We start from the raw sequence: 22,520 nt of genomic DNA, 5'->3' as shown, positions 1-22,520 counted from the left end.
TGCACGGTGTGAGAGCGGCCCTCGGGTGGGGAGTCATCGCGGCCGCCGCGCTCGGTGCGCTGAGCCCGGCGGTGCCCGCGTGGGCCGATGACTGTGCGGACGGTTACCTGGTGCGGTGTACGGAGAACGGGTCGTCTCGCCACATCACGAATCCCGGTGTCAGCCGCCCCGCCGGGCAGGTGCCGACCGTGCAGGGCGTCCCCTGTACGGGCAATCACCTTGGTGTCTGCATTGCGCTGACTCAGGCCAGCGGAGGATCGTTTCCGGGTCTGACGACAGGCCCCGTGCTCGGTCCGGGCGCGGTCATCAGAAACAGGCCCTAGCCGTACCGCGCGGCAAGTCGCCTGCGGTGTTCAGACGGCGACCCGAACAGTGCGCGGTTCAGCGCGGCGCGCTTGAGGTACACGTGCACACCGCTCTCCCAGGTGTAGCCGATTCCACCGTGCAGCTGCATGGCCTTGCCCGCGACGTCAACCGCCATGGAGGTGGCGTACGACTTGGCCATCGCCGTCGTCACAGACGCATCGACTCCCGCGGCCACCTCTGCCACCGCCGCCTCGACCAACTGTCGTGCCACCGCGATGTGCACCAGCATGTCCGCACACGCGTGCTTGACCGCCTGGAACGATCCGATGGCCCGGCCGAACTGGATGCGCACGCTGGTGTAGTCGACGGTGCGTGCCAGCATCGCCTCGGCCAACCCGAGGCTGTCGCACGCGACGGAGACCGCCGCGCGGTGGCCCAGCGCATCGGGATCGACGATCGGGGACCAGGACTGTGACACCGGTGTCCGATCGGTCGTGACGACTGCCAACGAACGCGTCTCGTCCAGCGCCGGCTGCGGCGTGACCGTCGCCGCAGAGGGCGCGACGAGAACGTGGGCACCGTTGGGGTCGCGGGCCAGCAGCAGCAGATGGTCGGCGCCGTCGGCGTCGAGGACGAACTCCGCCCGCCCCGACACGACGAGGCCACCAATGCCGCGCTCGAGGGTGAACCCGGATGCCAACGCGGCGCTCTCGCCTGCGGCCAGCCGTCCCAGCAGTGCGTCCCGGGATTCGTTGGGCGACAGCGCCGTCAGCGCGCCGACGGCCAGAGTGGTGCCGAGGAACCGATTGGCCGCTGCGGCGCGGCCGATCTCCTCCAGCACGATCGCGGTCTCGACGAAGGTCGCACCTGCACCGCCGATCGCGTCCGGAACCTCGAGGCCGGGCCATCCCGCGGCGGTGATCTGCGCCCAGTCGACTGGGGCATGGGCGAGCACGTCGCGTGACACGGCCCGTAGTTCGTCGTGGATCTCGCGGAAGTCCTCGCTCACGGCGTCACCGGCTCTCGCGGCAGTCCGAGTCCGCGCTCACCGATGATGGTGCGCTGAATCTCGCTGGCCCCGCCGGGAATGGTCCACTCCCATGATCCGATGAAGTCGAGCATCCACGCGCCCGACTCCCACCCGCTCGACATCGGCTTGGCCAGCACGGTGTGCGCTTGCAGACCACTGATCTCGGCGCCGAAGTCGGTCATGCGCTGTAGCAACTCGCTGTAGAACAGCTTCACGATCGACGCGTCGGCGGGACCCACGGCGCCGCCGTCGTGTCCCTCGACGACCTTGCGGCACAGCCCGCGCAACCCGCTGATCTCGGTCTCGAACCGGGCCAGGGAATCAGCTACGGCGGAGTCGTCGAGTGGGCGTGTGCCGTCCTCACGTACGCGCGCGCACTCCTGCACCAACCATCGGAAGCCGGCGTGGCCGAGCCTCTCGGCCAGTTCCAGCATCGTGGTGCCGCGTTCGGCGCCCAACGTCGCCTGCGCCACCTGCCATCCGTCGTTCTCCGGCCCGACGAGATTCTCGGCGGGGATCACCACGTCGTTGAGGAACACCTCGCAGAAGTGTGAGTCACCCACGGCGTTGCGGATGGGGCGTACGTCGATGCCGGGGGAGGTCATGTCCATCAGGAAGTACGAGATGCCCTTGCGCTTGGGCGCATCCGGATCGGTGCGGGCCAGAAGCAGGCACCAGTCGGCGTGCATTCCGCCACTGGCCCAGAGCTTCTGGCCGTTGACCACGAAGGTGTCGCCGTCGCGTCGGGCGGTGGTGCGCAGGGCGGCCAGGTCCGAGCCGGCCTCGGGCTCGGAGAAGCCCTGCACCCAGATCTCGCCATCGAGGATTGCGGGCAGGTGCCGGTCTCGTTGCGCGTCAGTGCCTGCGACCAGCAGAGTGGATGCAGCATGGTGAATCCCGACGAACGCCAACACAAGCCGTGGCGCATCGTGCGCTGCGAGTTCTTGGTAGAGCACGATCTGCTCGGCGACGGACATACCGCCACCCCACTCGGTGGGCCAGTGCGGCACGGCGAAGCCCGCCGTGTGCAGCTCGGCGAACCACGACTTCTGGAACGCGACGAACTCCTCGTCGCCGACGCCTGTCTGCCGGGCCCGCCAGTCAGACGGAACGTGCTCGACGCACCACTGCCGCACCCGGTTTCGGAACTCCTCCAGGTCGGTTGTCATCGCGCGACATCCCGCTCGGGTGTGTACAGGCCGGTCAGGCCGCGGCGGTCGACGCGGGTGGTCAGCAGATCGCGGGTCGCCGAGAGGCCGAGCGGCAGGCGCCGCAGCGGTTGGCTGTGGCGCGACAGCCACGACAGCGTGGTCTCGTCGCAGAAGCCGATGGCGCCGTGTAGCTGGTGGGTGACGCGGAAGACCACCTCGGCGGCCTCCAGTGCGGCCATCCGCAGGGCCAGGGCGTCGTCGAGTGCCTCGGGGCGTCCCGTGCCGACACTCCATAGCGTGTACTTGGCCAGCATGTCGAGGCCGGCGCGCTCCGCCTCGGCGTCCGTCAGCTGAAACTGCACGCTCTGGAATGACGACAGCTGCTGGCCGAACTGCTGGCGCATCTGGACGTGGTTGATCGTGAGTTCGATTGCCCGGTCCAGCATTCCGAGAATCGTCCAGCAGGGCAGCGTTAAGGACAGCGGGAGGTCGGCCGCGCCGTCGTCGTCAAGCGCGGCCAACTCCAGCACGCTGGTGAAGGCGGGACCGGGGTGGGTCGTCCCGGTGACGGTGTGCCTGCGGCCATCCAATGTCACTGCGGCCCAGCGTCCGTCGATACCGGTGACGGTCGCACTCGGGCGGGGTTGCGCGATGACGAGTAGGCCGTCGACGTCGAGGTCACGCGGTCGCGCCAGGCGCTCGGCGACGGGGTAGGGGAGCGCCCAGTAGCCCGCGCTGCGGCACAGTGCGGCAGCGGCCTCCAGGGAGTCGGCGTCATCGCGCGGTTCGAGATCCCACGCGCCGAGTTCGGCGAGAACACATCCGACGAGCGCCTCGCGGACGGTGGGATCTGCCTCGGCGCGCTGCACCAGGTCGTCGCCGCCAGCGGCCTCGAAGGCGCGGCGCGCCTGCACGCCGAACTCTTTCGCTTCATCACTCAGGTCGATGATCACTTCGCCGCCAACAGGGTTCGAGCCAACAGGATCCGTTGCATCTCGATGCTGCCCGAGGACACCGTCGAGGCCTGCGAGTAGCGCCAGTGATCCTCGGCCTCGCCGCGGAACACCGCGGCGATACCGGTTGCCTGGGCAGGGATCTCGGCGCTGATCTCCATCAGTACCTCAGCGCTGTCCTGGTCGAGTTTGGTGACGGCGATGCGATAGGACGCCGCATCGGTCGGCTTCACCTGGCCGCTGGCCTGCAGTGCCACGACGCGGTAGGCCAGTAGCCGAGCGCGGCGACAGTGCGTCAGCATGCGCGCCCAGCGCGCCCGCAGTTCGGCGGGTAGCCGATCCCAGTTGTCGCCGAGAGCGTCGGGCGCCATGTGCAGCAGGCGTTCGCACCGGGCGTAGCGGGCGATGCCGACCCGTTCGAAGGCCAGCACGTTCTGCACGATCGACCAGCCGTCGTCCACGGTTCCCAGCACGTCGGCGTCGGTGACGCGAAGGTCGTCGAAGAACACCTCGTTGAGGTGGTGCGGCCCCAACATTGTGCCGATCGGTCGCACGGTGATCGCCGGATCGGACATCGGGACCAGGAAGATCGTCAGACCCTGTTGCTTCTTGGTGACGGCACCTTCACCCACCCGGGTGGTGCGTGCCAGCAGGAAGCACCACTGCGCCATGGTCGCGTACGACGTCCAGATCTTCTGCCCGTTGATGCGCCAGCCGTCGCCGTCACGGGTCGCGGTGGTGCGCAGTGACGCCAGGTCGGAACCGGCCTCGGGCTCGCTGAAGCCCTGGCACCAGATGACCTCACCGTGCGCGATGGGCGGCAGGTGCTGACGCTGTTGCTCGGGTGTGCCGTGCCGCATCAGTGTCGGGCCCACCCAGTTGACGCCCATGTACTGCGCGCCGCGCGGTTCGTGGTGGGCCCACATCTCCTCGCGGACCACGGTCTGCTCCCACGCCGAGGACGCCTTGCCGCCGAACTCCTCCGGCCAGGACATGCACAGCAGTCCGCGCTCGGCGAGCAGTCGGCAGAAGGCCTGCGCCACCTCGAGATCGGCGGGGTCGTCGGTGAAGGCGCCGAGGTAGCCGTCCGGCACGTTGGCGTGCACCAGCGCACGCAGCTCGTGGCGAAGTGCGGTGGCCGCGCCGCTCATGTCGAAGTCCACCAGCCGATCGTAGGGCAATCCTTATAAGGATTGCTAGTATTCTCGATATGGCCTCTCGGCGGACTCCCCAGCAGCGCATCGCTGAGACTGTCGCGGGCGAACTGCGGGATCGGATCCTGGCGGGCGCCGACCGGTTGCCGACCCAGGACCAGCTGGTCACCGAGTTCGGTGTCAGTTATCCGTCTGTGCGCGAGGCGTTGCGGATCCTGGAGACCGAGGGCCTGATCACGGTTCGCCGCGGCAGCGTCGGCGGCGCCGAGGTGCATCGGCCCGACGAATCGTCGGCGGCGTACCACCTGGGCCTGGCCCTGCAGGGATCCGCCGTACCGCTCGGCGACCTGGCGGCCGGCCTGCAGCTGCTGGAACCGCTCTGCGTCGCCGAGGTCGCGCGCCGCGCCGATCGGCTCAAGGTCGTGGTGCCCGTGCTCACCCGTAATGTCGATGCGTCCGCAGCAGTCGTCGCCGATGGTGCGGCCTTCACCCGGATCGCGCGTGAATTCCATGATCTGGTGGTCGAATACACCCCGAATGCCACGGTTCGGCATGTGGTGGGCAGCCTGGTGGCGCTGTGGTCGGCGCAGGAGGAGAAGTGGGCCGACTACGTCGTCAAACGGGGTGAGTACCCCTCACCAGCCGAGGCGCGCGGTGCAGTGCGCACCCACCGTCGCCTCGTCGACGAGATCGCCGCGGGTAACGCCGTCGAGGCCGAACGCATTGCTCGTAAGCACCTGGCCGCCACCCAGTCGCTGCTGCTGGAACGGTTCACCGACGATGTGGTGCGCGCCGCGCGTGGTGCAAAGCCGCATGAGCGGCGCACCTGCTGACCTAGAGGGTCTGAGCGCGCAGGGCGCCTACGCGGGATCCATCCGGAAGATCGGCATCCGCCCCAGTAGCGCCTCGAACTCCTCGGGGCCACCGTCGGTCACCAGTCCGCCCTGGCGTAGAAAGCCGACCCAGCCGGGAATCAGGCTGGGCAGCAGGCGAAGTAGTGGTCTGGCGTCGTCGTCGGAGAGTTCGACCACCCGTACCTGCTCGACTCGACGACCTCGGCTCAGCGTCGCGGCCTGGTTGGCCCGCACGTTTGCGATCCACGCCGCCTCCGGTGCCGCCGCGACGTACTGCTTGCCGTCGACGAACATCGGTGTGACCGGTGTCGCGCGGGGTTGCCCGGATTTGCGTCCGGTGACCGTGAGGATCACGGGACCCTTTGCGCCGAAGCGGAGTCCGAGCCGGGACAGCGCGACGATGGCGTTGTTGCCGGGCTTGATGTACCAGGGCAGCTTCACGATGTCTCCAAATTGAGGATTGGGCTCAAGTTATTCAGACCAGCTTAGCGCTATATTGAGGGTGCGTGTCAACTTAAATCTGGAGGTGCGATGCCTGCACAACGCGCGTTGCGCGCCGATGCGCGCCGCAATCGCGAGAAGCTGCTCGAAGCCGCACAGGCCGAGTTTCAGGAGCGCGGGCTCGGCGCTCCGCTGGAGGCGATCGCGGCGCGCGCCGGGGTCAGCATCGGCACGCTCTACAACCGATTCGCGACTCGCGAGGACCTCATCGACGCAGCGTTGCCTGCCCTGCTTGCGAAGACACTGGAGGACCTGTCCGAGCGCGCGCTATCCGCCGACTCGGCGTGGGATCGCTTCGCCACCTTCATTTTTGGATTGTGTGATCTGCAGGCCGGCGATCATGCCTTCAGTGATGCCATGTGCACCTCGCGGTACGCCTCGCCGGCGATCGAGCAGATCTGCCACGCCAGTCTGGAACTCGGCTCACGGTTGATCGCCGCCGCTCAGGCCGACGGATCGCTGCGTGCTGACGTCACCGTCGACGACCTGTTCACAGCGCTTTGGCTCAATGCCTGCCTGGCCGACCATGGCGGCCCGGATGCCGCTGCGGTCGCCCGCCGCCAGATTGCCTTGCTGCTGGACGGTCTACGCGCCGCCGCGGCGACTCCACTGCCCACCGGCGCGGCCGAGGCCGCGGCCGTTGCCGCGAGTCTGATGCAGTCCTAGCCCGGATGCCGACCTAGTCGCTGGCGGGCAGCGGCTTGGCCTCCTTGATGGCCAGGGGAGTGGATCCGATGCTGAGTGTGCCCTTGCCTGCCTTGGTGACGAGCACCTCGGCGCCCGCCTCGTCGACGTAGCGCTTGCCCATCAGGTTGCCCTCGGCCAGCGACTCGTCGATCGACAGGCCGGCATCAACGTCCGAGCCGACCGGGACCAGGGGTGCACCGCCAGCACGCAGGTCATCGAGGCTGTCGGCGCTGCGCACCACGATCACCTGGGTGTCGCAGACCTGGCTCTGGAGGCGGGTGCCGTTCTTGATCATGCTGACTCCTTCGAGATGCTCTGTTCGGCGTTGAGTTCGGCGACAAGTTCGCGGCGCAGTACCTTGCCGGTCGCATTGGTGGGCAGTTCGGCGCGGAACACGACCCGGTCGGGGGTGCGCGATCCGCGGAGCTGGCCGCGGGCGAAGGACCGTAGGTCCTCGGTGTCGGGCGTGCTGTCGGAGGCGGGAACCACTACGGCGACGATGATTTGGCCCCACTCCGGGTCCTCGACGCCCACGACGGCGCAGTCGTGCACGTGCGGGTGTTCGACGAGGACGTCCTCGATCTCGGCGGGTGCGATGTTCTCTCCGCCGCGGATGATGGTGTCGTCGGAGCGGCCGCCAATGAACAGGTAGCCCTCGTCGTCGAGGTAGGCGACATCGCGGGTGGGGAACCAGCCCTGTTCGTCGAGCACCGAGCCGATGCCGGTGTAGCGGCCCGACACCTGCTCGCCACGGACGAAGAGCTCGCCGGTCTCGCCTGCGCCGAGCACCGTTCCGTCCTCGGCCCGGATCTGCACCTCGATGCTCGGCACCGGTTGGCCCACCGATCCCAGCCGACGAGCGGCGGCCTCGTCGGGCGAGCCCAGCGCGGCGCGGTGATCGTCGGGGGTGAGCACCGCGATCGTGGAACTGGTCTCGGTCAGACCGTAGGCGTTGACGAATCCGACGTCGGGCAGCAGCGACAACGCCTTGCGTACCAGGGGCAGTGCAACTTTGGAGCCGCCGTAGGCGAGCGTGCGCAGCGACGGCAGGGTCGCGCGTTCGGTCTCGAGGACCTTGACGATGCGGTCGAGCATGGTCGGGACGACGGTCGCCGCCGTGACGCCCTCGCCGTCGACCAGCCGCACCCACTTGTCCGCGTCGAAGGCGGTCAGGTACACCATCTTTCGGCCGGCGTAGGGGTTCGACAGAGCCGCTCCGACGCCCGCGATGTGGTACGGCGGGACGCAGATCAGCGCGGCGTCGCCGTCGGCGGCGGAGTCGAACTCGACGGTGCCCATCACGTAGCTGGTGAGATTGTTGTGGGTCAGCTCGACGGCCTTGGGCGCCGAGGTGGTGCCGGAGGTGAACAGCACGACGGCCACCGAGTCGGGATCGGCGAACTCGGCGGCGGGCTCCGCGGTTCGCGCCGCGGCCAGGAAGTCGGCCGAGGAGAGAACCTGCACACCAGCGTCGCCCACCGCATCGCGGTACTCGTCGTCGACGACGACCAACGCATTGGGCAGCCGGCCGATCAGTGCGCGCAACCCGTCAGCGGACAACCGGTAGTTCAGTGGGGTGACCGGCACGGCCGCCCGCGCCGAGGAGAACAGCAGCAGCGGCAGCATCGCACCGCCGGCACCGACGTAGGCGACGTGCTCGGCGCCCGAGGCCGCGATGACACCCGCGCCGCCGTCGGCCAACGCGCTCAACTCATCGACGGTCAGCCGTAACTCACCGGACACCACGGCGGTGCGGTCCGGATTGGCCGTCGTGGCCGCTTCTAGGGCCATTTCCAGCAACAACGAGATGCTCATGAATGCTCGCTCATGGTTTGTCGACGAAGATATCCCACATCGGATCGTCGCCACCGCCGTAGCGCGACAGGTCGGTGACGCCGGCCGCGGTCAGGACATCGGCGTCGATGTAGGTCTGGCCATTGGACTCGGCGGCGGGCCGGGTCAGGATGTCGACCGCGGCGTCGGCCATGATGTCGGTGCTACGTGACCTCTGCACCAGGTCGTCGCCCTCGGCCAGGTTGGTCACGGCTGATGTCGCGATATAGGTCTGGGGCCACAGGCAGCTGAATCCGATGGCCGTTCCGTCTTCCGCGGAGCCGTACTCCGCGGCCCATCCCAGCGACAGCAGGGTCATGCCGTACTTGGACACCGTGTAGGACGGGTGCGCGCCCAGCCAGTACGGGTTCATGTTCAGCGGTGGCGCCAGCGTGATCACATGCGCGTTCTTCGACGCGCGCAGATGCGGGAGCGCTGCCTTGGTGAGCAGGAACGTGCCGCGCACGTTGATGTCCATCATCAGGTCGAACTTCTTGGCCGACAGGTGCTCGGTCGGTTCGGTCGAGATGGCGCTGGCGTTGTTCACGACGATGTCGATGCCACCGAAGTGCTCGACGGCCGCGTCGACCGCGCGTTGCACGTCCTCCTCCTTGCGGACGTCACCGACGACCGCAAGCCCCTTGCCCCCGGCCGCCTCGACGTCGGCGACCGCGGTGTGGACGGTGCCCGGAAGCCTCGGGTGGGGTTCGGAGGTCTTGGCCAGCAGGACGACGTTGGCGCCGCGCTTGGCGGCGCCAAGGGCTATCGCCAGGCCGATGCCACGACTACCGCCGGACACCACAAGCGTCCGATCGGCAAGCGAATCTCGCTGGTCCGTCATGCGCGATCCCGCTCCGCTTCTCGCTGGTCCGTCATGTGACTCCTCGTGACTCAGGTGCCCTCGATGGTAGCCGACCGGCAGTGGCATTCTCTTTTTGGGCAAATGCCATGCTCGCACACGGGCCGTATTGCCTGGCATGCGGGAACGGTACGCGCGCTCACATGCCTGCTGACGTGCCAAGGAATGCCAGGCCCCCGCTGTGTTTCCACTCTGCGGTATTGGCATTCTCATTTTTTGCAAGTACGTTATCAACCGATGAGTGACGTCGTTCAAACCCCGTCGGGCATCCCCCTGGAGCCCACGTACGGACCCGGTGACCGCGTGGGAGATCCCCCGGCACCCGGCGAGTACCCCTTCACCCGTGGCAACTTCGCGTCCGGCTACCGCGGTAAGACGTGGACATTTCGCCAGTATTCGGGATTCGGCACCGCTGAGGAGAGCAACCGCCGCTACCGGTACCTGCTGGACCAGGGCGGCACCGGCCTGTCGGTGGCCCTCGATCTGCCGACTCAGTGCGGATACGACTCCGATGACGAGGAGTACGGCGAGGAGGTGGGTCGGGTAGGTGTTGCGGTGGACACGCTGGCCGACGCCGAGATCCTGTTCGACGGCATTCCGCTGGACAAGATCAGCACCAGCTTCACGATCAACGGCACCGCCGCGATACTGCTGGCGCTCTACGTCGCCGCCGCCGAGAAGTCGGGTGTCCCGCGCGAGAAGCTCACCGGCACGATCCAGAACGACATCCTCAAGGAGTACGCCTCACGCGGTACCTGGATCTGGCCGCCCGAACCGTCGCTGCGCCTGATCGCCGACACTATCGAGTTCTGCGCCGCGGAGGTGCCGCGGTTCAACGCAATCTCGGTGGCGGGTGCGCACTTTCGTGATGCCGGTGCCAACGCCGTGCAGGAGATGGCGTTCACACTGGCCGACGGCGTCACCTACTGCGACACCGTCGTCGAGCGCGGCCGGATGTCCATCGACAAGTTCGCGCCGCAGATCTCGTTCTTCTTCTACACCCACGGTGACTTCTTCGAGGAGATCGCCAAGTACCGGGCCGGACGTCGGCGCTGGGCCACCATCGTGCGCGAGCGATATGGCTCCACCAGCGACAAGGCGTCGATGTTCCGTTTCGGCTGCGTGTCCGGCGGGGCCTCTCTGTACGCGCCGCAGGCGCAGAACAACCTGGTCCGCGTCGCCTATGAGGCGATGGCCTCGGTGCTCGGCGGCGTGCAGTCGATGTTCACCGCCGCCTGGGACGAGCCGTTCGCACTGCCCAGCGAGGAGTCGGCGACGTTGGCCCTGCGCACCCAGCAGATCCTGGCGCTCGAGACCGGCGTCACCAAGGTCGCTGACCCGCTCGGCGGCTCCTATTTCGTCGAGGCGCTCACCGACGCGACCGAGGCCAAGATCATCGAGATCATGGACGATCTCGAGAAGCACGGCGGCATGGTTCGGTGCATCGAGGACGGCTATCTCCAGGGCTTGATCGCCGACGAGGCGTTCAAGATTCACCAGGAGATCGAGTCGGGGGAGCGCCCGGTCGTGGGCGTCAACAGGTTCGTCGCAGATGAGCCGCCACCGGACATCGACACCTACGAACTCGACGCCGAGGGGCGCGATCTTCAACTCAAGCGGCTCGCGAGGGTCAAGGCCGACCGAGACCCGGTCGCGGTCAAGGACGCTCTGGCCGCACTGGCACGTTCGGCGGAGGGCACCGACAATCTCATGCACAAGCTGATCGACTGCGCCAACGCCTACTGCACGGTGGGCGAGATGGTCTCCACGCTCAAGGCCGTGTGGGGCGAGTTCCAGCAACCGGTGGTGTTCTAATGGCGACTCGAGTACTGGTGGCAAAGCCCGGTCTTGATGGACATGACAAGGGCGCCAAGATCGTCGCGCGCACGCTGCGTGATGCGGGCTTCGAGGTCATCTACACCGGAATCCGGCAGCGCATCGAGGACATCGTGTCCATCGCGCTGCAGGAAGACGTTGCTCTGGTGGGACTTTCGATCCTGTCGGGCGCGCACGTCGCGCTGACCACCCGGACGGTCGATGCGCTGCGCGCTGCTGACGCAGGGGACATCGCCGTCGTCGTGGGTGGCACCATCCCCGAGTCCGATGTGCAGAAGCTGCTCGATGCCGGTGCCGCGGCGGTGTTCCCGACCGGCACTCCGCTCGACACGCTCGTCCGTGACGTTCGGGCCTTGACCGACGGAGCTGAACAATGACCCCGGGTGCACCGAACGTGAGCCCACTGCGAGGATTCGACGGTTTTCTCGCAGTGGCTGCACACTCGGCGACTGAGCAACTGGAGTGCGCATGAGACTAGGTGTGATGATCGGGGCCGAGCGCGGCGATATGGCCCGCAAGGTCAAGAAGCTCATCGCCGATATCGAGTGGGCCGACTCGGCGGGCCTGGACACCGCGTGGATGCCACAGGTGCCCGACGACTTCGACCTTCTGACCATGGTGGCGCTGATGGCGGCGCACAGCACCCGGATCGAGCTCGGTACCGCCGTGGTGCCGCTGCAGGCACAGCACCCGATCGCCTTGGCGCGCCAGGCATTGTCGGTGCACGCCATGTCGGGAGGCCGCCTGGCCCTTGGCGTCGGCCCCTCGCATCACTGGATCATTCGCGACATGCTCGGGCTGCCCTATGACAAGCCGGCCGCCTACACCCGCGACTACCTGGAGGTGCTCAACGCCGCGACCGCGGGGCCCGGCCCGGTGGACGTCGAGAACGACAACTTCACGGTGCACAACCCGACAGCTCTCGGCGCCGAGACGCCGATGCCTGTGCTGGTGGCCGCGCTAGGCCCGGTGATGCTGCAGATCGCCGGCGAGCACGCCGACGGGACGTCGCTGTGGATGGCGGACGAGAAGGCCATCGGTGAGCACATCGCGCCGAAGATCAACAAGGCCGCGGCGGAGGCGGGCAAGCCCGCGCCGCGCATTGTCGCCGGCATCCCCGTCACGCTGTGCGCCAACTCCGAGATCGACGCCGCCAAGGACCGGGCCAACCGGATTCTGGCCGAGGCCGAGACATCGCCCAATTACCAGAAGCTGCTCGACCGGGGTGAGGCTCGCAACGTCGGCGACCTGTGCGCCGCGGGGGATGAGGAGTCGATCCTGGCGCGCTTCAAGACATTCGCCGACGCCGGTGTGACGGACCTGTCCGTGCGCCTGTTGCCCATCGGCGATACCCGGGACGAGCTCATCGCGTCGAAGTACCGCACGCGTGAGGTGATCGCGGAGTTGGGGAAGCGCCTGCGATGAGCGCTTGCGCGAAGAGCCAGAACGCAGCGATGAGCGCTTGCGCGACGAGCCGAGGGCACAGGTGACGCCCACCGGCGGACCGCTCGAGGGCATCCGTGTCCTCGAGGTAGGCGTGATGCTCGCAGGCCCGTACGCCACGATGATGCTGGCCGACCTCGGCGCCGAGGTGATCAAGATCGAGCCACCTGGCGGCGAGATATCCCGTCAGGTCAGCGACAGCTACTTCGCCAGCCTCAACCGCAACAAGCGCAGCGTGTGCCTCGACCTGACATCCGATAAGGGGCGACGTCGGCTCGGCGAGTTGGTCGCGAAATCCCATGCGTTGCTGGTGAACATGAAACCGTCGGTGATCCGCAAGCTCGGCCTCACCTATGACGCGCTATCGCAGTTCAATCCGAAGATCGTGTGTGTGGCGTTGACCGGTTACGGCCTCGAGGGCGGTGATGACCCGGCATTCGACTACGTGGTGCAGGCCGCCACCGGGGTCGCGGCGATGACCGGTGACCCCGACGGGCCGCCGACACTTCCCGGGTACTCGTCGGCAGACAACTCGACGGGACTGACCGCTGCGCTGGGACTGCTCGCACAGGTCGTCGCGGGCCGCGGCGGGCAGATCGACGTGTCATTGCGGGATGTGATGCTGTCGCAGTTGAACTACCGTGCGGCCGCCTATCTCAACGACGGCGCGGCACCACAGCGCCACCCGTTCGGCGCACATTCGTACTACGTTCCGGCGCAACTGTTTCCGACCTCGGACGGTTACCTCGCGCTCTTCATCACGCACGACGGCTTCTGGCGTTCGTTTGCGGGGGAGGCGGGTATCGACGGCTTCGAGAAGATGGCTGAGCGCGCCGCGCGCCGCGACGAGGTGCTCAATCTGGTGACCGCGACACTGGCCAAGGACACCGCACGCAACTGGGAGGCGCGGCTAAGCCCGCTCGGTATCCCCGCCGCCGCGGTTCGCTCGCTGCCCGAGGCCCTTGAGGCGACACCGGACGTGATCGTCACCGCGGGCGACAAGCGTCTGGTCCGCGGATCGATCAGGGTCGTTGGCCACGAGGCCGAGTATCGCCCGGCGCCGACGCTGGACGAGTACTCAGCTCAGCCTGACTCGGCTCAGCCTCACTCGGCTCAGCCTCACTCGTCGTAGCTGAACTTGACGCACGAGGTGTCCGGCACGGCCTGGCATGTCAGCACATAGCCGTCAGCGACCTCGTCATCGTCGAGCGCGTCATTCACCCGCATCGTCGCGCTGCCCTCGGTGATCTTGGCCATGCATGTGCCGCAGTTGCCCGCCTCGCAGGAGAACGGTGGGCCCATGCCGGCACGCCTCGCGGACTCGAGGAGCGTCTCGCCCTCGACCATCTTGATGGAGACGGTCTTGCGGTCGAGGACGATCGTCACCTCGTCGGCGTCCACATCGGACGGCGCGGGGTCTGCGCTCATCGCTCTCACTCCTGACATCACGTTCGGCGGCACGTTCAACATCCCAATCGGCATTGAGATTCTGTATCTGCGAGAATACTATTCTCCATAATAGATAGTCTATTCTCAACTGCAATTGAGTACGGGTGCTGAGCCAGGAGGGACCGAGACGTGACTGAGCCGGTCCTCCTTGCGTTCGAGGACCGGGAGTACACCCGATCCGAGCTTGACGCGCTGGTCAGCGGCATGGCGACGCACCTCGAGGAACGTGGTGTGCGTTCCGGTGACCGGGTGGCGCTGATGTCGTCGAACCGACCCGAGTTCGTCGTCGCACTGCAGGCCATCTGGCGTCTCGAGGCCGCCGTCGTGCTGCTCAGCACCGCGTGGCGGCGCGCCGAAGTCGACCACGCGCTGGCGCTCACGACACCGTCGCACGCAGTCGGAGACAACCCGATGCTGGCCGGGGCGATGCCGATGCTCGACCTCGACGAGCCCATCACCCCGAGCCTCCGCCGGTTCGCGCCGCCGAGTCTCGACGCCGACGCGCTGTTCGTGTTCAGCTCCGGCACCACCGGCATGCCCAAGGCCGTTCGGCACACGCATCGGGCGTTCGCGACGGCCGTCGGACACTGGCGCTCAGCCCTGGGGCTCTCGGCAGACGACCGGATGCAGATCATGACGCCGCCGTCGCACATCCTCGGTCTGCTCAACATCGCGACAGCCTTCGAGGCGGGAGCGTGGCTGCGGCTGCACCGCCGATTCGACGTCGACGCGATGCTGCGCCACATCCAGACCGACCGCATCACGATCGAGATGGCCGTCGCGCCCATCGCGTTGGCGCTCGCCGCGCACCCGAGTCTGGAGAGCTACGACCTGTCGTCGCTGCGGTACGTCATGTGGTGCGCGACGCCGGTGACCAAGAGCGTGGCCGAGGAGGTCACCGCCCGCGTCGGTATTAACTGGGTGACCGCCTACGGCGCAAGCGAACTGCCGGTCATCGCCTGCAACTCCCTGGTGGGCGGGCGCCTGGACACCGTCGGCCGCGCGGTGCCGGGCGTGACGATCCGAGTGGTGTCTCTCGAGACCGGCGAGCCGGTTCCCGTGGACGAGACCGGTGAGATCCAGGTGCGTTCCGCATCGGTGATGGCGGGCTACCTGCCCGACGACGAAACTGCCGACGCCTTCGCCGGCCCGGTCGGCGACGGCTGGTACCGCACCGGTGACGTCGGCCATCTGGACGCCGACGGATGGTTGCGGATCACCGACAGGTCCAAGGAGATGATCAAGGTGCGGGGCTTCCAGGTGGCGCCCGCCGAGATCGAGGCCGTCCTGCACGGACATCCCGCGGTCGCCGACTGCGCCGTGTTCGGCATCCCCGACGCCGCCAACGGCGAGGCCGTCGTCGCCGCCGTATCACGGTGCCAGATAGTGGAATCCGATGAGCTGACCGCGTTGGTGGCCGACCGTCTGGCTTCCTACAAGCGACCCAGCCGGGTCGTGTTCGTCGAGGAGATCCCCCGACTTCCATCCGGAAAGGTATTGCGCCGAGTGCTCAAGGAGCGGCTGTGGACGTCCGACTGACATCCGAACAACGACAACTACGCGATGCGGCCGCCAAACTGGCCGACGATCTGGGGCCGGGTTCGGTCGCTGATCTCGATGATGACGGCCGCGTCGCCCGGCTCGAGAAGAACGTCGCGGCCACTGGCTGGCGCGCGCTGCGCACCGACGAGGCGTCAGGTGTCGAGGTGGCCATCGTCGCCGAGGAGTTCGCCCGCGGCCTGGTCGACGTGGCGTTCCTCGGGCCGGTACTGGCCGACGACCTGAGCCGCAGGCTGGGTCGCGAGGTGTCGCCGCCGGCATCCGCACCACGGTCGGTCGACCTGACGAGAAGCCTCGTTGGCGTCGTCGAGTCGCCCGAGGCCCTCGTCGAACTGTCCGATGAGAACGCCGGTCGCTGGTACGCGCTGGCCCTCACGGCGACCACCGCGGACCTGGTGGGTGCCGCGCGCGGCACGCTGGCACTCGCGACCGAGTACGCCAAGGTGCGCGAGCAGTACGGTGCGACGATCGGCTCGTATCAGGCCGTGCGGCACATGCTGGCCGAGGGGCAGGCGCTCATCGAGGGCTCCATCAGCGTGCTGCGCCATGCCGCATGGGCGGTCGACGAACTGCCCGCCGTCGAGGCCATCGAGGCTGCCCGCATCGCCAAGATCTACAGCGCCCGGGCCGCTCTCACCGTGTGCGAGACGTCGATCCAGGTGCACGGCGGAATCGGCAACACCTGGGACTGCCTCGCGCATGTCTACCTGCGTCGAGTTCTGAGCGCCACCGAGCTGTGGCCAGTGAAGTTGGAGGAGTTGACCGTTGGACTTTCGTGACTCTCCGGAGGAGGCCGCGTTCCGGGACAGGTTGCGCGGCTGGCTGAAGGAACAGAAGGGCAAGTTCCCGACGTCCGGGGACGAGTACTGGGCCAAGGCCGGCGAGTGGCACGTGGCGCTGTACGAGGCCGGGTTCTTCGGCACGTCCTGGCCCAAGGCGTATGGCGGGCAGGACCTGCCGCCGGTGTACGACGTCATTGTCGACGAGGAGATCGCGAAGGCGGGCGCCCCCGCCCGGCCGGGCCTCGGCTACCTCGTCGTCGGCCTGAGCCACCATGGCAGTGAGGAACTGCGGCAACGGTTTCTGCCCGGCATGATCAAGGGCACTGAACGCTGGTGCCAGGGCTTCAGCGAGCCCGGCGCGGGCTCGGACCTGGCGTCGCTGACGACCACCGCCACTCGTGACGGCGACGACTACGTGATTCACGGACACAAGGTCTGGACCAGTTACTCCGATGTCGCCGACTGGTGTCTGGTGCTGGCACGCACCGACAAGGACGCGGCCAAGCACAAGGGCATCTCGGCATTCATCGTCTCCATGCATCAACCCGGGATCGAGCAGCGGCCGCTGCAGATGATCAGCGGCGTCACCAAGGAATTCGGTCAGGTTCTCTTCGACGGAGCCCGGGTGTCCGCCGAGAACATGGTGGGCGAGCCGGGCGACGGGTGGAAACTGGCGATGACCGTCGTCGGCCACGAGCGCGAGCCGTCCACCCTGGGATTCTCGGCACGCTACGGAAAGCTGGTGCGTCAGTTGGCCTCCCGTGTCGATGGCAGTGAGGGGCGTGTGTCCGACGAGCTGTCCTGGGCGTGGGTTCAGACCGAGATGCTGCGCCTGCACGTGCGGCGCCGACTGTCCGAACAACTGGACGGCATCACACACGGGCCGAACGGTTCGTTGGACAAGCTCCTGATGACCTGGACCGAGCAGGCCGTGGGCCATGCGACGCTGGCGACCGTCGGAACCACCGACGAGGAGCTGTTCGGCGCCTACCTCTACAGCCGGGCCCAGAGCGTGATGGGCGGCACATCGCAGATTCAGAAGAACATCATCGCGCAGCGAATATTGGGACTGGGCGACCGATGAGCGCTTGCGCGAAGAGAAAGAGAAGCTGAAATGTACGATATGCCAGACGAAATCGACGTCCAAGCCGACGGCGGACTGCGCATCATCACGCTCAACCGGCCCGATGAGCTCAACGCGGTCAACGACCCGCTGCACGTGGGGCTGGCCAAGATCTGGGAAGCGCTCAATGAGGATGCCAGCGCGCGGGCGGCCGTGATCACCGGTGCGGGCCGGGCCTTCTCGGCCGGTGGTGACTTCAACTACCTCGACGAGCTGCGCAATGACGAGGCGCTGCGCCAGAAGACCATCAAGCACGGCCGCGATCTCGTCATCGGTATGGTGCGCTGCCGCATCCCCGTGGTCGCGGCGGTCAACGGGCCTGCCGTGGGCCTGGGCTGCAGCCTGGCCGCCTTGAGCGACATCGTCTACATGGCCGAGACCGCGTTCTTCGCCGACCCGCACGTGTCGATCGGTCTGGTGGCCGCCGACGGTGGGCCACTGGTGTGGCCGTCGCAGATAAGCCTGTTGCAGGCCAAGGAGTTCGCATTCACAGGCGTGCGGATCAAGGCCGCGCGTGCGCTCGAACTGGGTATGGCCAACCACGTGGTGGCCGACCCGCTGACCGAGGCGATCGCCTGCGCGAAGAAGATCATGGAGTTGCCGCAGCAGGCGCTCGAGGCCACCAAGCGGCTGATGAACATACAGCTGGAGAAGTCGGTGATGGCGTCGTTGGACTACGCCAACCTGTCCGAGTACGTGTCCTTCGGGACCGCCGACTTCAACCGGATCGTCGACGGGCTGATCGCCAAGAGCTAGCCCGCCGTACTGCGGCGAGCTAGGGGGTGAGTTCCTCGGAGCGCTGGATGGTGCCCGTGATCCCCGTGGCGTCCTGCCCGGCGAGCCATACTGCGGCAGTACCCATCGCCTCGGGCGGTTCGACCATCTCGGGCGGGATCTCGAAGCCACCGCCGCCGGCCTGCCAGCCCTCGGTCAGCACGACCCGCGACGGGCTGAGGCAGTTGACGGCGATGTTGTCGGGCCGCAGATCCGCAGCCAGTCCGAGGTACAGGCGCTCGGCGGCGGCCTTGGACACCCAGTAGGCGTTGGCACCCTGGTCGATCATGTTGACGCCGGTCGTGGTGACAGCGATCAGCGAGCCACCGCCACGCTCGCGCACGTGTGGGATGACCGCCTTGGTGGCCAGGAAGACACCCGTCAGGTTGACGTCCAGGCACAGCTGCCAGCGCTTGAGCGGTGTCGATTCGACTGGGCCGAGCCACAATACGCCCGCGTTGGCGACCAGGATGTCGATGCCGCCGAACTCGGCGACCGTCGCGGCGACCGCGGCGTTGACGGACTCCTCGCTGGTGACGTCGCACGGAACCGGTATGGCCCGGCCGCCCGCGGCGACGATGTCGTCAGCCACCGAGGAGATGGTCCCCGGCAGCTTGCCCCGCTGCTCGGAACGCGCCGCCACGGCCACCGCAGCGCCCGCCGCGGCAAGCGATTTCGCCACGGTCGCGCCGATACCGCGGCTGGCGCCCGCGACGAACGCGACCTTGGCGGCGAGGGACTGCGTCACTTCGGCGGGAATCGCAGTGCGCCGTCGAGACGGATGATCTCACCGTTGAGGTAGTCGTTCTCGATGATGCTCTGGGCCAGCTGGGCGTACTCGGTCGAGCGACCCATGCGCTTGGGGAACGGAACCTGCGGGCCCCAGTACTGCTCGAGCTGATCGCCGGCCTTGCCGTAGGCCGGGGTGTTGATCGTGCCGGGGGCGATGGTGACGACGCGGATACCGAGCGGCGACAGGTCACGCGCGGCGACGAGCGTCATGCCGAGGACGCCGCCCTTGGCCGCCGAGTAGGGCAGCTGGCCGATCTGGCCCTCGTAGCCGGCGATCGAGGCGGTGTTGACGATGACGCCGCGTGCCCCCTCGTCGAGGGGTTCGGTCTTCGCGATGGCAGCGGCCGACAGGCGCATCACGTTGAACACAGCTGTCAGGTAGAACTCGATGGTCTTCTTGAAACCGTCGAGGGCGAGCGGTGAACCGTCCTTGCCGATGAGCCGGCCGCCACTGGCCGGACCGCCGTGCGTGTCCACCGAGATACGCAGCGGGCCGAGCGCCTCCGCCTCGGCAATTGCCGCGTTCACCGACTCCTCAGACGTCGCGTCGGTGTGGACGTAGCGCACGCCCAGTTCGCTCTCGAGCGCGCTGCCCTTGTCGTCGGCCACGTCGGCGATCACGACCTTGGCACCCGCAGCGTGCAGGCGGCGCACCGTCGCCTCTCCCAAACCGCCCGTGCCTCCGACAACGATCGCTGAGCTACCGGCGATTTGCATGTGGTTCTCCTTGTTGCAACGCTGACTCTCTTGAGGCGAGAATAGCATTTCCATGCAGCGGACAGAGGAGTCAGTCGATGCCCGAGGTCGCCCCCGACAGCGCCGATAGGCTGACTCGCACGATGACCATCGAAGATCTCCTCGAGAAGGCGCGCAACGGGTCCACCCGTGCGGTCGGCAGACTGTTGAGCCTCGTCGAGAGTCCGCGCCGTGATGAGGTGCTTGCCGTCATCGGCACGAACACCGCACGCGTCATCGGTGTGACGGGGCCGCCCGGCGCCGGAAAGTCGACGACTATCGCGGTGCTGGTGGCGGCTTACCGGCAGCGGGACCTACGCGTCGCGGTGCTCGCCGTGGATCCGTCGTCGCCGTACAGCGGGGGAGCGCTGCTGGGTGACCGAATCCGGATGGCCGCCCATATCAACGACGATGACGTGCTGATTCGATCTGTCGCCGCGCGCGGACATCTCGGCGGTCTGGCCGCGGCGGTGCCCGCGGCCATCCGTCTGCTCGCCGAACTTGCCTACGATGTGGTGCTTTTGGAGACGGTCGGGGTCGGGCAGTCCGAGATCGAGATCTCCGCGGTCGCCGATCCCACGGTCGTCATCCTCAACCCCGGTGCGGGAGACGCAGTTCAGGCGGCGAAGGCAGGTCTGCTCGAGGTCGCCGACATCGTCGCCATCAACAAGGCCGACCGCGAGGGCGCCGATCAGACGGTGCGCGACCTGCACGCGGAGACCGATGCGCCCATCCTCAAGATCATCGCAGCGCGCAACGAGGGCATCGAGGAACTCGTCGCGGTGATCGATGCCTATCACCGCGACGACAGTCCGGGGCGCCGTGCGGCGCGCGCCCGTGCGCAGATCCTGTCGCTGGCCCAGAGTGCGCTGCGCGCGCACGGCGGGTTGGACGCGCTCGCTGATTCAGTGGCAACCGGCGACCTCGACATCTACGCGGCCACCGCGGCACTGCTTGATCAGGCTGGTTTCGGCACCGGCTCCGTTGGTCCTGACCAGGCGCGCGGCCCGAATGAGAATGACGTTTCCGCTTTGCAGTAATGATGTTGTACGATTTTGTGAACGTATTCCGGAGTCGCAACATCTTCACCGCGAGGAGCCTCGATGCAGAAGGCGATCGACCCGACGATCTCGACGTGGCCGCAGGAGAATCCGCAGCTGATCGGCAGTTCCTGCGGGGCCTGCTCGGCGACGGTGTTCCCGGTCCAGAGCCACTGCCCCAAGTGCAGCAAGGCTCAGATGAGCGACGTGCTGTTACCGCGTCGCGGCACGGTCATCGCGTGGACGACGCAGGGCTTTCCGCCCGGGGCGCCCTACGCCGGCCCCACGGGCAAGGACTTCGTGCCCTTCGGTGTCGGTCTGGTGCAGCTCGGGGACGTGGTGCGCGTCGAGGGCCGGCTCACCGAGAACGACCCGGAGAAGCTCGAGTTCGGCATGGAGGTCGAGCTGACGTTCCTGCCGTTCGCCACCGACTCCGATGGCAATGAGATCGTCACCTTCGCGTTCCAGCCGACAGGAGCCAACGCATGAGTTATGACGTCGCGATCATCGGTGTCGGGCTGCATCCGTTCGGCCGGTTCGAGAAGTCTGCCGTTCAGATGGGGGCCGAGGCCATCCATCTCGCACTGGCCGATGCCGGATTGAGCTGGCAGGACATCCAATTCGGGTTCGGCGGCAGCTATGAGGTGTCCAATCCCGACTCGGTGACGCGACTCGTCGGGCTCACCGGCATCACGTTCACCAACGTGTTCAACGCATGCGCCACCTCGGCCAGCGCCATCCAGCAGACCGCGGACACCATCCGGCTGGGCAAGTACGACATCGGCATCGCGATAGGGCTGGACAAGCACCCGCGCGGCGCGTTCACCGACGACCCCGCGAAGCTCGCGCTGCCGCAGTGGTACGCCGAGAACGGGCAGTTCGTTACCACCAAGTTCTTCGGGATGAAGGCCAACCACTACATCCACAAGCACAACATCTCGCAGCGCACGCTGGCCAGGGTCGCCGCCAAGAACTTCCGCAACGGTGAGCTCAACCCGAACGCGTTCCGCCGCAAGCCAATCTCCGAGGACGACATCCTCAACTCGCCGGCCCTGAACTACCCGCTGACGCAGTTCATGTTCTGCGCACCCGACGAGGGCGCGGCCGCGGTCATCATGTGCCGCGCCGACCTCGCCCACAAGTACACCAAGACGCCGGTCTACGTGCGGGCCAGCGAGATTCGCACCCGGACCTTCGGTGCCTACGAGGTGCACGCCACCTCAGCGCCACTGGACGAGGACCCCTCGCCGACGGTGTACGCCGCCAAGGCCGCCTACGAGGCAGCTGGCATCGGACCCGAGGACGTCGACATCGCGCAGTTGCAGGACACCGATGCCGGCGCCGAGGTCATCCACATGGCCGAGACCGGGCTGTGCGCCGACGGTGACCAGGAGAAGCTGCTGGCCGACGGTGCCACCGAGATCGGCGGCTCGATTCCGGTCAACACCGACGGCGGTCTGATCGCGAACGGTGAGCCCATCGGTGCGTCGGGTCTGCGGCAGATGCACGAACTGGTCCGCCAGCTGCGCGGCGAGGCAGGCGACCGGCAGGTGCCCGGTAACCCGCGCGTCGGGTTGGCACAGGTTTACGGCGCGCCGGGTACCGCTTCGGCGACCATCCTGTCGCTCTGAATCGGCGCCGCGACCCCGCGCGGTAAC

At 67.4% G+C, this 22,520-nt stretch carries 25 protein-coding genes; 14 read left to right on the top strand and 11 right to left on the bottom strand.

Going from position 1 to position 22,520, the window contains the following annotated elements; all coding sequences use genetic code 11:
• Positions 1 to 8 precede the first annotated feature (8 nt).
• A complete protein-coding gene (locus ACZY0X_RS28585; protein WP_463775213.1) occupies positions 9 to 323 on the top strand; it encodes a hypothetical protein in 315 nt (104 codons plus the stop codon).
• On the opposite strand, the gene ACZY0X_RS28580 is transcribed toward ACZY0X_RS28585, so the two are convergent.
• From ACZY0X_RS28580 to ACZY0X_RS28565, 4 genes are read right to left on the bottom strand one after another with little or no spacing between them, the layout of a single operon-like run.
• Positions 320 to 1,315, bottom strand: a complete 996-nt coding sequence (locus ACZY0X_RS28580) for an acyl-CoA dehydrogenase family protein (RefSeq protein WP_463775212.1) — start codon at positions 1,313 to 1,315, stop codon at positions 320 to 322. The two genes, ACZY0X_RS28585 and ACZY0X_RS28580, sit on opposite strands and share 4 nt — an antisense overlap.
• Positions 1,312 to 2,505 carry an acyl-CoA dehydrogenase family protein gene (locus tag ACZY0X_RS28575; protein ID WP_463775210.1) on the bottom strand — a complete coding sequence of 398 codons (1,194 nt, stop codon included), beginning with the start codon at positions 2,503 to 2,505 and terminating at the stop codon, positions 1,312 to 1,314. Before ACZY0X_RS28575 ends, ACZY0X_RS28580 begins: the two co-directional genes overlap by 4 nt.
• A complete protein-coding gene (locus tag ACZY0X_RS28570; RefSeq protein ID WP_463775209.1) occupies positions 2,502 to 3,440 on the bottom strand; it encodes an acyl-CoA dehydrogenase family protein in 939 nt (312 codons plus the stop codon). Before ACZY0X_RS28570 ends, ACZY0X_RS28575 begins: the two co-directional genes overlap by 4 nt.
• Entirely contained in the window at positions 3,437 to 4,603 is a 1,167-nt protein-coding gene (locus ACZY0X_RS28565; RefSeq protein ID WP_463775208.1) for an acyl-CoA dehydrogenase family protein, read from the bottom strand. Before ACZY0X_RS28565 ends, ACZY0X_RS28570 begins: the two co-directional genes overlap by 4 nt.
• 47 nt (positions 4,604 to 4,650) lie before the next feature.
• On the opposite strand from ACZY0X_RS28565, the gene ACZY0X_RS28560 reads away from it, so the two are divergent.
• Complete coding sequence (locus ACZY0X_RS28560) at positions 4,651 to 5,427, top strand: FadR/GntR family transcriptional regulator (RefSeq protein WP_463775206.1); 777 nt, start codon at positions 4,651 to 4,653, stop codon at positions 5,425 to 5,427.
• Positions 5,428 to 5,454: 27 nt separating this feature from the next.
• On the opposite strand, the gene ACZY0X_RS28555 is transcribed toward ACZY0X_RS28560, so the two are convergent.
• A complete protein-coding gene (locus tag ACZY0X_RS28555; RefSeq protein ID WP_463775205.1) occupies positions 5,455 to 5,889 on the bottom strand; it encodes a nitroreductase family deazaflavin-dependent oxidoreductase in 435 nt (144 codons plus the stop codon).
• A 90-nt stretch (positions 5,890 to 5,979) separates the two neighbouring features.
• Between ACZY0X_RS28555 and ACZY0X_RS28550 the strand changes: the two genes are divergently transcribed.
• Positions 5,980 to 6,615, top strand: coding sequence for a TetR/AcrR family transcriptional regulator (locus ACZY0X_RS28550; RefSeq protein ID WP_463775204.1), 636 nt, complete (start codon positions 5,980 to 5,982; stop codon positions 6,613 to 6,615).
• A 13-nt stretch (positions 6,616 to 6,628) separates the two neighbouring features.
• Here the strand turns inward: ACZY0X_RS28550 and ACZY0X_RS28545 are convergent, their stop codons facing one another.
• Genes ACZY0X_RS28545 through ACZY0X_RS28535 form a run of 3 tightly spaced genes read right to left on the bottom strand, consistent with a single transcriptional unit; the run spans position 6,629 to position 9,310 of the window.
• A complete protein-coding gene (locus tag ACZY0X_RS28545; protein ID WP_463775203.1) occupies positions 6,629 to 6,931 on the bottom strand; it encodes a hypothetical protein in 303 nt (100 codons plus the stop codon).
• A complete protein-coding gene (locus ACZY0X_RS28540) occupies positions 6,928 to 8,451 on the bottom strand; it encodes a class I adenylate-forming enzyme family protein (protein ID WP_463775201.1) in 1,524 nt (507 codons plus the stop codon). Before ACZY0X_RS28540 ends, ACZY0X_RS28545 begins: the two co-directional genes overlap by 4 nt.
• A 10-nt stretch (positions 8,452 to 8,461) precedes the next feature.
• The gene (locus ACZY0X_RS28535; protein ID WP_463775200.1) at positions 8,462 to 9,310 is read right to left on the bottom strand and encodes an SDR family oxidoreductase; all 849 of its coding nucleotides are present in this window, start codon (positions 9,308 to 9,310) and stop codon (positions 8,462 to 8,464) included.
• A 255-nt stretch (positions 9,311 to 9,565) separates the two neighbouring features.
• Between ACZY0X_RS28535 and ACZY0X_RS28530 the strand changes: the two genes are divergently transcribed.
• The 4 genes from ACZY0X_RS28530 to ACZY0X_RS28515 all read left to right on the top strand — a co-directional run bounded on the left by ACZY0X_RS28530 (position 9,566) and on the right by ACZY0X_RS28515 (position 13,739).
• The gene (locus ACZY0X_RS28530; RefSeq protein ID WP_463775198.1) at positions 9,566 to 11,143 is read left to right on the top strand and encodes a methylmalonyl-CoA mutase family protein; all 1,578 of its coding nucleotides are present in this window, start codon (positions 9,566 to 9,568) and stop codon (positions 11,141 to 11,143) included.
• Positions 11,143 to 11,541 carry a cobalamin B12-binding domain-containing protein gene (locus ACZY0X_RS28525; protein ID WP_463775197.1) on the top strand — a complete coding sequence of 133 codons (399 nt, stop codon included), beginning with the start codon at positions 11,143 to 11,145 and terminating at the stop codon, positions 11,539 to 11,541. Before ACZY0X_RS28530 ends, ACZY0X_RS28525 begins: the two co-directional genes overlap by 1 nt.
• A gap of 91 nt (positions 11,542 to 11,632) precedes the next feature.
• Complete coding sequence (locus ACZY0X_RS28520) at positions 11,633 to 12,589, top strand: LLM class F420-dependent oxidoreductase (protein ID WP_463775196.1); 957 nt, start codon at positions 11,633 to 11,635, stop codon at positions 12,587 to 12,589.
• A gap of 37 nt (positions 12,590 to 12,626) precedes the next feature.
• Positions 12,627 to 13,739 carry a CaiB/BaiF CoA transferase family protein gene (locus tag ACZY0X_RS28515; protein WP_463775288.1) on the top strand — a complete coding sequence of 371 codons (1,113 nt, stop codon included), beginning with the start codon at positions 12,627 to 12,629 and terminating at the stop codon, positions 13,737 to 13,739.
• Here ACZY0X_RS28515 and ACZY0X_RS28510 read toward each other — a convergent pair.
• Positions 13,727 to 14,035, bottom strand: a complete 309-nt coding sequence (locus ACZY0X_RS28510) for a 2Fe-2S iron-sulfur cluster-binding protein (protein WP_354525920.1) — start codon at positions 14,033 to 14,035, stop codon at positions 13,727 to 13,729. The two genes, ACZY0X_RS28515 and ACZY0X_RS28510, sit on opposite strands and share 13 nt — an antisense overlap.
• Before the next feature lie 150 nt (positions 14,036 to 14,185).
• Here ACZY0X_RS28510 and ACZY0X_RS28505 point away from each other — a divergent pair, with 150 nt between their 5' ends.
• Genes ACZY0X_RS28505 through ACZY0X_RS28490 form a run of 4 tightly spaced genes read left to right on the top strand, consistent with a single transcriptional unit; the run spans position 14,186 to position 18,277 of the window.
• A complete protein-coding gene (locus ACZY0X_RS28505) occupies positions 14,186 to 15,595 on the top strand; it encodes a class I adenylate-forming enzyme family protein (protein WP_463775194.1) in 1,410 nt (469 codons plus the stop codon).
• Positions 15,580 to 16,395, top strand: a complete 816-nt coding sequence (locus tag ACZY0X_RS28500) for an acyl-CoA dehydrogenase family protein (RefSeq protein WP_463775192.1) — start codon at positions 15,580 to 15,582, stop codon at positions 16,393 to 16,395. The genes ACZY0X_RS28505 and ACZY0X_RS28500 overlap by 16 nt, the downstream gene beginning before the upstream one ends.
• Positions 16,382 to 17,482: an acyl-CoA dehydrogenase family protein gene (locus ACZY0X_RS28495; RefSeq protein ID WP_463775191.1), complete on the top strand. Its 1,101-nt coding sequence runs from the start codon at positions 16,382 to 16,384 to the stop codon at positions 17,480 to 17,482. The genes ACZY0X_RS28500 and ACZY0X_RS28495 overlap by 14 nt, the downstream gene beginning before the upstream one ends.
• Before the next feature lie 30 nt (positions 17,483 to 17,512).
• Entirely contained in the window at positions 17,513 to 18,277 is a 765-nt protein-coding gene (locus ACZY0X_RS28490) for an enoyl-CoA hydratase/isomerase family protein (protein WP_463775190.1), read from the top strand.
• A gap of 19 nt (positions 18,278 to 18,296) precedes the next feature.
• On the opposite strand, the gene ACZY0X_RS28485 is transcribed toward ACZY0X_RS28490, so the two are convergent.
• The gene (locus ACZY0X_RS28485) at positions 18,297 to 19,043 is read right to left on the bottom strand and encodes an SDR family NAD(P)-dependent oxidoreductase (RefSeq protein ID WP_463775188.1); all 747 of its coding nucleotides are present in this window, start codon (positions 19,041 to 19,043) and stop codon (positions 18,297 to 18,299) included.
• Positions 19,040 to 19,804, bottom strand: coding sequence for an SDR family NAD(P)-dependent oxidoreductase (locus ACZY0X_RS28480; RefSeq protein WP_463775187.1), 765 nt, complete (start codon positions 19,802 to 19,804; stop codon positions 19,040 to 19,042). Before ACZY0X_RS28480 ends, ACZY0X_RS28485 begins: the two co-directional genes overlap by 4 nt.
• Before the next feature lie 122 nt (positions 19,805 to 19,926).
• Between ACZY0X_RS28480 and ACZY0X_RS28475 the strand changes: the two genes are divergently transcribed.
• The 3 genes from ACZY0X_RS28475 (at position 19,927) to ACZY0X_RS28465 (ending at position 22,493) form a co-directional block, all read left to right on the top strand.
• Positions 19,927 to 20,862 carry an ArgK/MeaB family GTPase gene (locus tag ACZY0X_RS28475; RefSeq protein WP_463775287.1) on the top strand — a complete coding sequence of 312 codons (936 nt, stop codon included), beginning with the start codon at positions 19,927 to 19,929 and terminating at the stop codon, positions 20,860 to 20,862.
• A 63-nt stretch (positions 20,863 to 20,925) separates the two neighbouring features.
• Positions 20,926 to 21,351: a Zn-ribbon domain-containing OB-fold protein gene (locus ACZY0X_RS28470; protein WP_463775185.1), complete on the top strand. Its 426-nt coding sequence runs from the start codon at positions 20,926 to 20,928 to the stop codon at positions 21,349 to 21,351.
• Complete coding sequence (locus tag ACZY0X_RS28465) at positions 21,348 to 22,493, top strand: thiolase family protein (RefSeq protein WP_463775184.1); 1,146 nt, start codon at positions 21,348 to 21,350, stop codon at positions 22,491 to 22,493. Before ACZY0X_RS28470 ends, ACZY0X_RS28465 begins: the two co-directional genes overlap by 4 nt.
• The last annotated feature ends 27 nt before the right edge of the window (positions 22,494 to 22,520 follow it).

Source organism: Mycobacterium sp. IDUB_39 (genome assembly GCF_055419205.1).
Note: the sequence above shows the minus strand (reverse complement) of the source record. Positions and strands in the feature narration are given on the sequence as shown.

Coding starts and splice junctions, on each gene's coding strand:
- ACZY0X_RS28575 (WP_463775210.1), bottom strand. CDS start 2,505: ATGACAACCGACCTGGAGGAGTTCCGAAACCGGGTGCGGCAGTGGTGC.
- ACZY0X_RS28560 (WP_463775206.1), top strand. CDS start 4,651: ATGGCCTCTCGGCGGACTCCCCAGCAGCGCATCGCTGAGACTGTCGCG.
- ACZY0X_RS28550 (WP_463775204.1), top strand. CDS start 5,980: ATGCCTGCACAACGCGCGTTGCGCGCCGATGCGCGCCGCAATCGCGAG.
- ACZY0X_RS28545 (WP_463775203.1), bottom strand. CDS start 6,931: ATGATCAAGAACGGCACCCGCCTCCAGAGCCAGGTCTGCGACACCCAG.
- ACZY0X_RS28540 (WP_463775201.1), bottom strand. CDS start 8,451: ATGAGCATCTCGTTGTTGCTGGAAATGGCCCTAGAAGCGGCCACGACG.
- ACZY0X_RS28535 (WP_463775200.1), bottom strand. CDS start 9,310: ATGACGGACCAGCGAGATTCGCTTGCCGATCGGACGCTTGTGGTGTCC.
- ACZY0X_RS28530 (WP_463775198.1), top strand. CDS start 9,566: ATGAGTGACGTCGTTCAAACCCCGTCGGGCATCCCCCTGGAGCCCACG.
- ACZY0X_RS28525 (WP_463775197.1), top strand. CDS start 11,143: ATGGCGACTCGAGTACTGGTGGCAAAGCCCGGTCTTGATGGACATGAC.
- ACZY0X_RS28520 (WP_463775196.1), top strand. CDS start 11,633: ATGAGACTAGGTGTGATGATCGGGGCCGAGCGCGGCGATATGGCCCGC.
- ACZY0X_RS28510 (WP_354525920.1), bottom strand. CDS start 14,035: ATGAGCGCAGACCCCGCGCCGTCCGATGTGGACGCCGACGAGGTGACG.
- ACZY0X_RS28490 (WP_463775190.1), top strand. CDS start 17,513: ATGTACGATATGCCAGACGAAATCGACGTCCAAGCCGACGGCGGACTG.
- ACZY0X_RS28480 (WP_463775187.1), bottom strand. CDS start 19,804: ATGCAAATCGCCGGTAGCTCAGCGATCGTTGTCGGAGGCACGGGCGGT.
- ACZY0X_RS28475 (WP_463775287.1), top strand. CDS start 19,927: ATGACCATCGAAGATCTCCTCGAGAAGGCGCGCAACGGGTCCACCCGT.
- ACZY0X_RS28470 (WP_463775185.1), top strand. CDS start 20,926: ATGCAGAAGGCGATCGACCCGACGATCTCGACGTGGCCGCAGGAGAAT.
- ACZY0X_RS28465 (WP_463775184.1), top strand. CDS start 21,348: ATGAGTTATGACGTCGCGATCATCGGTGTCGGGCTGCATCCGTTCGGC.